At 42.6% G+C, this 9,320-nt stretch carries 8 protein-coding genes; 6 read left to right on the top strand and 2 right to left on the bottom strand.

What is annotated here, in order from left to right:
• Positions 1 to 230 precede the first annotated feature (230 nt).
• The 6 genes from ACYQ2O_RS08280 (at position 231) to sufB (ending at position 5,934) form a co-directional block, all read left to right on the top strand.
• The gene (locus ACYQ2O_RS08280; protein WP_459796399.1) at positions 231 to 434 is read left to right on the top strand and encodes a hypothetical protein; all 204 of its coding nucleotides are present in this window, start codon (positions 231 to 233) and stop codon (positions 432 to 434) included.
• Positions 435 to 686: 252 nt separating this feature from the next.
• Positions 687 to 1,460, top strand: coding sequence for a Fe-S cluster assembly ATPase SufC (sufC, locus tag ACYQ2O_RS08275; RefSeq protein WP_459770605.1), 774 nt, complete (start codon positions 687 to 689; stop codon positions 1,458 to 1,460).
• A gap of 21 nt (positions 1,461 to 1,481) precedes the next feature.
• The gene (gene sufD / locus ACYQ2O_RS08270; RefSeq protein WP_459770606.1) at positions 1,482 to 2,780 is read left to right on the top strand and encodes a Fe-S cluster assembly protein SufD; all 1,299 of its coding nucleotides are present in this window, start codon (positions 1,482 to 1,484) and stop codon (positions 2,778 to 2,780) included.
• Complete coding sequence (locus tag ACYQ2O_RS08265; protein WP_459770608.1) at positions 2,777 to 4,015, top strand: cysteine desulfurase; 1,239 nt, start codon at positions 2,777 to 2,779, stop codon at positions 4,013 to 4,015. Before sufD ends, ACYQ2O_RS08265 begins: the two co-directional genes overlap by 4 nt.
• Positions 4,002 to 4,466, top strand: a complete 465-nt coding sequence (gene sufU, locus ACYQ2O_RS08260; protein ID WP_459770609.1) for a Fe-S cluster assembly sulfur transfer protein SufU — start codon at positions 4,002 to 4,004, stop codon at positions 4,464 to 4,466. Before ACYQ2O_RS08265 ends, sufU begins: the two co-directional genes overlap by 14 nt.
• A gap of 70 nt (positions 4,467 to 4,536) precedes the next feature.
• Entirely contained in the window at positions 4,537 to 5,934 is a 1,398-nt protein-coding gene (gene sufB / locus ACYQ2O_RS08255; RefSeq protein WP_091481790.1) for a Fe-S cluster assembly protein SufB, read from the top strand.
• Between the two features lie 913 nt (positions 5,935 to 6,847).
• Here sufB and ACYQ2O_RS08250 read toward each other — a convergent pair.
• Positions 6,848 to 8,170, bottom strand: a complete 1,323-nt coding sequence (locus ACYQ2O_RS08250; protein WP_459770611.1) for an IS1380 family transposase — start codon at positions 8,168 to 8,170, stop codon at positions 6,848 to 6,850.
• Positions 8,171 to 8,309: 139 nt separating this feature from the next.
• Positions 8,310 to 8,675, bottom strand: coding sequence for an ATP-binding protein (locus ACYQ2O_RS08245; protein WP_459770613.1), 366 nt, complete (start codon positions 8,673 to 8,675; stop codon positions 8,310 to 8,312).
• Between the last annotated feature and the right edge of the window lie 645 nt (positions 8,676 to 9,320).

The following is a 9,320-nucleotide window of genomic DNA, read 5'->3' as shown; positions in this document are numbered from 1 at the left end:
TGACAGAGATATCAATGCCAGCAAAAACCTCTTGGCATTGGCCAAGTAAAAGAAAATCAATGAGGCAGGGACTGCCTTTTGAGCCTACCCCTATCCGATTCCTCTGTCTGTATGAAGTCTGTGCAGATAAGAATGGAGTTCGTAGGAAGCCCCCACTTCAAAATCCAAAGGATTTAAGTGGTGGGTAGTTCACCTTTGATGCCAGAAGCACCTGGCTAAGTACTGAAACGATGATCGTTCTGGAAAGTGAAGAACTGGCACGTCAGATACTGGATGAAGCGGAAGAAAGTTATCTGAAAAAGAGTGTCCGGTTCGATCCGGATGGGTCAGAGGTACCTGGTGAAAAAACAGAAGGGGAGACGCCTGTCTGGTGGCAGAGAATTCTCATACCAGCCATGAGACCTCTTGCCTGGCTACTGGAATCCTTATTATAAATGACGAGATCATCAGGACCTAAGTGTTCTGATGATTTTATTTATTCGTAGATGATAATTTTTATAATCTGGAAACCTTGATATATCAACGGAAAACCAGGTTTTGCTGATATTTACCTTAAAGAAACCTTGATTCTGATTCTCAATTAGACTAAAATTAGACATTGTAAGTAAGAAAGTTTTTTCAGGCAGGATTCTGCTTTTACAGACTTTTTTGCTCAAAAAAATACAAGTAGAAAAGGAAGGTACATAATGGCCGTATTAGAGATCAAGAACCTACATGTATCCATCGAGGACAAAGAAATTCTTAAAGGCGTGAACCTGAAAATGCAGACAGGTGAAATCCACGCAATCATGGGACCTAACGGAACAGGGAAATCTACACTTTCTGCTGCAATCATGGGACACCCAAGCTACGAAGTAACAGAAGGAGAAGTACTTCTGGACGGAGAAAACGTTCTGGACATGGAAGTTGACGAGCGCGCACGTGCCGGTCTGTTCCTTGCTGTACAATACCCAAGTGAAATTGCTGGAATCACCAATGCAGAATTCATGCGTGCAGCAATCAACTCGAGAAGAGACGAAGACGATAAGATGAACGTCATGGACTTCATCAACAAACTGGACGAAAAAATGGCTGTTCTAGATATGCCGGAAGAAATGGCTGAACGTTATTTAAATGAAGGATTCTCAGGCGGAGAGAAGAAACGTAACGAAATCCTGCAGCTGTTAATGATCGAACCGACTTTCGCTATTCTGGACGAAATCGACTCAGGACTGGATATCGATGCTTTGCAAGTCGTTTCCAAAGGAGTTAACGCCATGCGCGGTGAAGGCTTCGGCTCACTGATCATCACGCACTATCAGCGTCTACTGAACTACATCACCCCAGACATCGTCCACATCATGATGGATGGACGTGTTGTTAAGACAGGTGGAGCTGAACTGGCTAAGAAACTTGAAGCAGAAGGATACAAAGGTCTAATGGAAGAATTAGGATTAGACTTTGAAATTGAAGAAGACTAATTTTTGAGGAGGCCATGACTTATGGAAACAAAGACTAAAGACTACGTGAGTTATAAAGACGCATTACAAGCCTTCTCCACAGGACTGCAGGAACCGGAGTGGATGCTTCAGATGCGCCTGGACGCGCTGGAAAAAATCGAAGATCTTGATCCGCCCGTAATCGAGCGTTTAAGATATAACCGCTGGCCACTGTGGCAGGTCCCGAACCTGACTGGCGCACCGGCACCAAAAGCTATCGATCCATTTGAATTCATCGAAGACAAGGCAGATGCTGCCCGTGTGATTCAGACAGGAAACGACACAGTGATCGAAACCCTTCCTCAGTCATTGAAGGATAAAGGGGTCATCTTCACTGACATGCATACGGCACTTAAAGAGCACCCTGACCTGGTCAAGGAAGCCTACATGTCTAAAGCAGTTAAACCTAATACGAATAAAATCACTGCATTCCACGCAGCGTTCATGAATTCAGGTCTATTCCTGTACGTGCCTAAAAACGTTGAAATCGAAGACCCGCTTGAAGCAGTCTTCATTCAGAACAGTTTAGTTGAAGATTCTTTCATCAAGCACGTATTGATTTATGCCGACACGAATTCAAACTTCAACTATGTGGAGAAATTCCTGACAAAAGGCGACACGAAAAATGCCGCAAACATCGTGGTAGAAGTCGTCACTAAAGCCGGCGCACAAGTCAAATTCAGTGCAGTTGACCAGCTGGGTGAGAACTCTACAGTGTATTTCAACCGTAAAGGATACACATTCAGAGATTCTACGATCGACTGGGCGATTGGGGTCATGAACAACGGAAATGTTGTCTGTGACTTTGATGTCGACCTTGTCGGAGAAGGGTCATCAAGTGATTTGAAAGCTGTCGGAATCAGCAGCGGACGTCAGACGCAAGTCATCGACTCAAACGTTGTCAACTATGGTAACCATACGGAAGGAAACATCTTCCAGCATGGTGTTATCATGGACCGAGCTACACTGACATTCAACGGGATCGGCCACATCATTAAAGGGGCTAAAGGAGCAGATGCTCAGCAGGAATCACGTGTACTGATGCTGTCTGACAAAGCCCGAGGCGATGCGAACCCGATTCTACTGATTGACGAAAATGAAGTAACAGCAGGACACGCAGCCAGTGTAGGACGCGTGGATCCTGAAGAAATGTACTACCTGATGAGCAGAGGAATCGAGAAATCAGAAGCAGAACGACTGGTTATCCGCGGATTCCTTGGAAAAGTTATTTCAGCTATTCCACTGAGAAGCATCCGTGACGAATTGGTTGATACCATTGAAAGGAAGTTGACATCTAGATGACCGTGCCTTACGAACATCTGCGGGAGGACTTCAAGATCCTTCAGCAGCACGTCAACGATGAGCCACTTGTTTATTTGGATAATGCCGCGACCACACAGAAACCGGAAGCTGTCCTGAAAGCTCTTGAAACCTATTACCATACCTCTAATGCCAATGTGCATAGAGGGGTGCATACTTTGGCTGAACGAGCGACCACTCAATATGAGGGAGCCAGAGAAAAAGTCCGCCGCTTCATCAATGCGCCAAGCACGGCTGAAGTTCTGTTTACAAGAGGGACAACGACCAGTCTGAACTGGGTTGCCAGAAGTCTTGGCGATCTGATTATTGAAGAAGGCGATGAGATCGTGATTTCCTTCATGGAACATCACTCGAACATCATTCCCTGGCAGCAGCTGGCAAAGCGTAAAGGCGCTAAACTTAAATATATCGAGCTGACGGATGACGGTAAGCTGGACATGGACGATGCGAGAGAAAAGATCACAGAACAGACTAAAATCGTTTCTCTTGTTCATGTGTCAAATGTCCTGGGCGTCGTCAACCCGATCAGGGAACTGACTGACTACGTGCATGACAAAGGTGGCGTAATGGTTGTCGACGGTGCTCAGGCAGTGCCGCATATGCCCGTAGATGTTCAGGCACTGGATGCAGATTTCTATGCATTCAGCGGTCACAAAATGATGGCACCGACCGGTATCGGCGTGCTTTACGGCAAACGTAAGTGGCTTGAGAAAATGGAGCCTCTGGAGTTTGGCGGAGAGATGATCGATTTCGTGGAACTGCAGTACAGCACATGGAAAGAACTGCCATGGAAGTTTGAAGCAGGAACCCCGAACATCGCCGGAGCGATCGGACTGGGCGCAGCTATTGACTACTTGGAAAACATCGGCATGCGTGAGATAATGGACCATGAACAAAATCTGGTGGCGTACCTGATGCCGAAACTGGAAGAAATCGAAGGACTGACCTTATTCGGACCGAAGAAAGCCTCAGACCGGACAGGCGTGATCGCGTTTAATATCGACGGGGTTCATCCACATGACGTTGCGACCGCAATGGACATGGAAGGTGTAGCTGTCAGAGCCGGTCACCACTGTGCACAGCCTTTGATGAATTATCTGAGCCAGCCTGCTACGGCCCGTGCAAGTTTCTACTTGTATAACACGGTTGCTGATGCAGACAAATTCGTTGAAGCATTGAAAGCCACGAAGGAGTTTTTCTTACATGGCCTTGACTAAATTAGATCAATTATACCGGGCAGTGATCCTTGATCACTCTCAACACCCAAGACGACGCGGTGTACTGGATAAAGCGACCACACAGATCGAGCTGAAAAACCCGACATGTGGAGACGTGATCCAAGTACAGCTGACAGTCGAAGAAGATAAAATAACTGATGTGCGGTTTGACGGAAGCGGCTGTACCATCTCAATGGCCAGTGCCAGCATGATGACCGACACGATCTTAAATAAATCCGTTGACGAAGCCCTGATGCTGGTGAACGAATTTTCAGAAGTCGTACAAGGCAACAAGCCTGAACATGAACAGGAACTCGGTGACGCAATGATGCTTGCAGGCGTATCAAAATTCCCTGCCCGGATCAAATGCGCAACACTGTCCTGGAAAGCTCTGGAAAAAGCACTCGGATCAGACGGCACAGGCGTTGACGGTCAACTGACGCACGATTAACTCAATTTGGACATATTCCGAATAGAATGAACTGACTGCAGAGAGATATACATGAGGAAGGGGAATATTCATGTCTCAAGTACCTGAGAAAACAGAATATAAATACGGATTTCACGACGAAGGGGTCGACGCCGTCTACGATACGGGTAAAGGGTTGAACGAAGATATTATCCGTGACATTTCTTCTCGTAAAAACGAGCCGGAATGGATGCTCGACTACCGTCTGAAATCATACGACCACTACAAATCCCGTCCAATGCCTGAATGGGGAGCAGACTTGTCAGATGTCGATTTCGACAACTATACGTACTACCGTAAAGCAAGTGAAGCCCCTGCACGCAGCTGGGACGATGTACCGGATAAAATTAAAGAAACCTTTGACCGACTAGGTGTTCCAGAAGCTGAACGTCAATTCCTTGCCGGATCTGGTGCACAATATGAATCAGAAGTGGTTTACCACAATATGAAAGAGGAATTCGAGAAGCTGGGTATCGTCTTTACAGATACCGACACTGCTTTGAAAGAATACCCTGAAATCTTTAAAGAGCACTTTGGGACAGTGGTTCCTCCAACAGATAACAAACTGGCTGCGCTGAATTCTTCAGTCTGGTCTGGTGGAACATTCATCTACGTGCCTAAAGGCGTTAAATGTGACGTGCCACTGCAGATGTACTTCCGTATCAACAACGAAATGATGGGTCAGTTTGAACGTACCCTGATCGTTGTCGACGAAGGCGCAAGCGTGCACTACGTCGAAGGGTGTACAGCACCGACATTCTCAACTAGCTCGCTTCACGCAGCGGTTGTAGAAATCATCGTTAAAAAAGATGCGTACTGCCGTTACACGACAATTCAGAATTGGTCAGATAACGTATATAACCTAGTAACAAAACGTGCTCACGCTGCAGAAGGCGCGACAGTTGAATGGATCGATGGAAACCTTGGTGCGAAAACGACCATGAAATACCCATCAATCCACTTGAACGGACGCGGCGCGCGTGGAACGACTATGTCCATTGCTATGGCTGGAGAAGGTCAGGTTCAGGATACAGGTGCTAAAATGATCCACAATGCACCAAACACATCCAGCTCGATCGTATCCAAGTCCATCGCTAAAGATGGTGGAACTGTAAATTACCGTGGACAAGTAACATTCGGTAAAAACTCCGGTGGATCTATTTCACACATTGAGTGTGACACGATCCTGATGGATGACTTGTCTAAATCAGATACGATACCTTTCAACGAGATCCACAACTCAAACGTGGCCCTCGAGCACGAAGCGAAAGTATCTAAAATATCTGAAGAACAACTCTACTACCTGATGAGTAGAGGACTCGACGAAGAAACCGCGACTGAAATGATCGTGATGGGATTCGTTGAACCATTCACTAAAGAACTACCAATGGAATACGCTGTTGAATTAAACCGTCTGATTTCTTATGAGATGGAAGGGTCAGTGGGTTAAATTTAATAAAAGAAATAAAGCTAGAATCCTGTTATAAAGGTTTCTAGCTTTTTCCTTATTATCAGAATAGACGGAAAGATTAAGTGCTATAAAGAAAATGATACATATGATGAACCATGCAGTACTTTTACTCTTTTTAAATAAAATGATTAGAGAAATAATAACCGCGAAAATTATTATGGTTGTACGTAGTGTTGCACTGACACTAATCCACACTCACTTGATAGAGAAGCATCTGTATGAGAAATAGTCAGGTTTGTATTGAAGTTCACTTAATTTTTATTTAAGCTAGTCATGAGAATAACTTCTTTCTAAGTGTTAGTTTAAACACCCTTACCATATCAGACAGTTCAAAGAAAATGTACGAATTATTCAGCATAATAATAAACAAGCAAAATTTTACTTAGATTAATAATTTTTAAATACTTAAAGAGTAAAAAGGGGTTTAACTTATGGGAACTAAACTTAAAAAATACGGCTTTTGTCTATGTGTGTTTTTCTTAAATATAACTTTACTAATTCTGGAGCTAGATTATTTATTTAGGAGAGCAAGATATATTGAGACATATGGCGTCTCTTCTACGATAAGTGAAGAGACCGCTATGAATATGCAAACCATTAATAGTAATCGAGCTACATTAGGTCAAGGAGTAGTGCTTATTGCTATTGTGGCTTTTATTGTATTTATTTCCTGCATTATTCATAACTTGATTTTTTATAGGTGATTTGCCCATTAAATTGCCAAAAGTGAATGCCAGTTAGGGAAATTTAGTTTTTATAACTAAATAAGTATGGTTGCTCGTTAAATTTTCACTTTTCTCTATCCGCTTTTTCCCATCAAACTTAAAAATGGGCAGACTTATCCCTCGAGATGATTTCAGTTTTTTATAATTATGAATGGCTATTGATTGGGTCACTCAATAAGCGGTATGCCCTGAATTTTTTTCAAGGTGAACCAAAAGTGTTTTTTATAAAGACAACTGCTACATAGTTTGAAGGTCGTATAACGGGCTGTGTTGATTACTTTACCTGCTATTTTAATCAGCTTAATTCTAACAGTTGCTATGGTGCTTTTATTCATGCTTTTAGGTAAGCAGAGTCGGCGAAACCAATTCTCAAAATTGTAGGCGAGTAAGGCAATTTGTAGCTTTGTCGCATTTGTGTAAAAGTCAGGACTGCTTAACTGGTCGAGCGCAAAGCCGTTTTTCCCTTCTTTAATGAAATTTTCCATCGTCCCACGGTTTTGATAAAATTTGACGATGTTTTTAGGGCGATAGCTTAAGTTCGTGACGATGAAGGAATAACGAAATAAAAGTTCACCTTCTGGTCTTTCTAATTTGACAATCACGCGTCTTGACTTGTTCCAGCTTGCTGCTTTGTAGCTGATTTCTTTGTAAAATACATAAGGCGCACCATTATTGGGATTGAGTCGCTCGCTGATTTGATTTTCAATCGCTTGAGCTAGTGACGTTAAGCGTTTGTTGGATTTCAGGCGAATGGCGTACTTGAGCTCATGTTCTTCGCATAATTCATACAGGGCAGGGACGGCGAATCCACTATCACCTCTGACAGCGATGGTCGCACTTGAATTCATTTTCTCATATTCCTTGATCACAGGGCCAATAAAGCTGACAACGTTACGAGACGTATAAACGTTGCCTGCACGAAGAACGGCTTTGATACAATCACCCGTTAAGCCATCAAACAACACGAGCGGATGATAGCCGGTTGTTTGGTAATGGGCATTGTAATCTGTGCCGTATTGTTTGCCACAAGTCGTGAAATTGGCTGAATCTAAATCAAAAACAAAATGCTCGCTTGGCTTAAGCTTCTGAACGCGTCGGTTCAATTTTTGATTGACCTGCTGGATCTGCTTCATCGTTTCCTTGTCGAATTTCTGGTTTAAGCGTGACAAAGTGGGTTGAGAAGCTAATTGCTTCTTATCCAGAATCGTGGTAAACATCGGCTCATGCTTTAATTCATCCGCATGGTCGTCTGTGTGATAACCTGCAAGATGTTGATAAATTTTTTGAATGACGACATCAGGATTGGGATGTTCCCGGTGGTCTACAGAGTCTTTGACTTGAAGCATCTCTCGAATGGACTGGTCGAGTCCGATCTTTTCATCAAACTCTTTGTACAATAATAGCCCTGAGTCTGAGGTTAAATTCCCGCCGTCAAAATTAACTTTGATCATTTTGTTGAAATGAAGTGACTTTTCGATTACACTTTTCATTATGGAGCCCTCCTTGAATTGTGTTTGTTTGGTCACTTATACAATATCAAAGATCGGGCTCCTTTTCACTTAATTAGTGAAAGATTGATTGGTTATTTTTAATTGATTTGATGCGGTTTATTCAGGTTTTATGATTGGGCTATGAATAATCTAGGTTATTTCTTTCCATAAATAATAACTTGCGATAATTTCCTGTTCCAGGCGCTCCTGATAAAATGACATTTTCTTTCCTTTTGATAAATGAAAGGGATTCTAGACGATCTCTGTCGAGATTTGATGGGAAGTGAATATGATCTCCCCATCGGTAATCTACTAATTCCTTTTCATTCATAAACTTTGCTTTTTTGATGAAGCGTTCGCCCTTCGCAGTTTCTCTTAATTCTATCTCCTGTTGTAATATAGCCAACAAATATTGCTCTGGATTCTCGAAGGGAATCATCTCATACAAGTCGGCAACGTAGGCCAATCGAAGTAATTTACATTTCTCTCTAATCACATCAGACACGATATGCACTCTCCTTAACCGTAGGTTGGAGAGAATCATAAACACTCCAGTCTATATCGTAAGGATGGTTCGTAGAAGTATCCGAACTTGGATCAAATTGCTTTTCCTCAGGAAGTAACTCATAAAATTTTTCATCTATTTCTTGCATCTCACGCGTTATGATTAAGCTTAATAACCACTCGACACGCTCTTTTCTTAATTTCATGGATTCGATATTTAACGTAATTCCGAAAGAAGTCTCCCACTTCTAAGCGTATGGGTGCGAAGCACCAGTGAAAGTGGGAGATGAATGTCGGTCAAGCGATAGCTTGAAGTGGTTAATCTGTCATTTTTGTTGTATACTATATTCAGTGGTAACCAACAGAAAGGAAGTGACATCAATGGAATTGGACAACAACAATCATTCAGTCTTCTCGATGTATTACCACCTTGTCTTAGTTATAAACCTGAATTATTCATACCTCTAAATGTGGATAACTATTTCTATTAAACTCACTGCTTTTTTAGACATTTTTAAATATTAACTGTCTATCATGCCACTTTATATCCTTCTCGATTAGATTGAAAACAAAAAGATGGAAAAAAGAGTATAAAGACCCCTTGGTCTTACAATCGTCAAAAAATTAATATGATCTTCTGGAGTAG

Source organism: Alkalibacterium sp. m-11 (assembly GCF_054658155.1).
The sequence above is the reverse complement of the archived record's forward strand: the minus strand, read 5'-3'. Positions and strand labels throughout refer to the sequence as shown.

What these genes read in the sequence shown, in the direction of transcription:
- ACYQ2O_RS08280 (WP_459796399.1), top strand. Translation starts at nt 231, where the DNA reads ATGATCGTTCTGGAAAGTGAAGAACTGGCACGTCAGATACTGGATGAA.
- sufC (WP_459770605.1), top strand. Translation starts at nt 687, where the DNA reads ATGGCCGTATTAGAGATCAAGAACCTACATGTATCCATCGAGGACAAA.
- sufD (WP_459770606.1), top strand. Translation starts at nt 1,482, where the DNA reads ATGGAAACAAAGACTAAAGACTACGTGAGTTATAAAGACGCATTACAA.
- ACYQ2O_RS08265 (WP_459770608.1), top strand. Translation starts at nt 2,777, where the DNA reads ATGACCGTGCCTTACGAACATCTGCGGGAGGACTTCAAGATCCTTCAG.
- sufU (WP_459770609.1), top strand. Translation starts at nt 4,002, where the DNA reads ATGGCCTTGACTAAATTAGATCAATTATACCGGGCAGTGATCCTTGAT.
- sufB (WP_091481790.1), top strand. Translation starts at nt 4,537, where the DNA reads ATGTCTCAAGTACCTGAGAAAACAGAATATAAATACGGATTTCACGAC.
- ACYQ2O_RS08250 (WP_459770611.1), bottom strand. Translation starts at nt 8,170, where the DNA reads ATGAAAAGTGTAATCGAAAAGTCACTTCATTTCAACAAAATGATCAAA.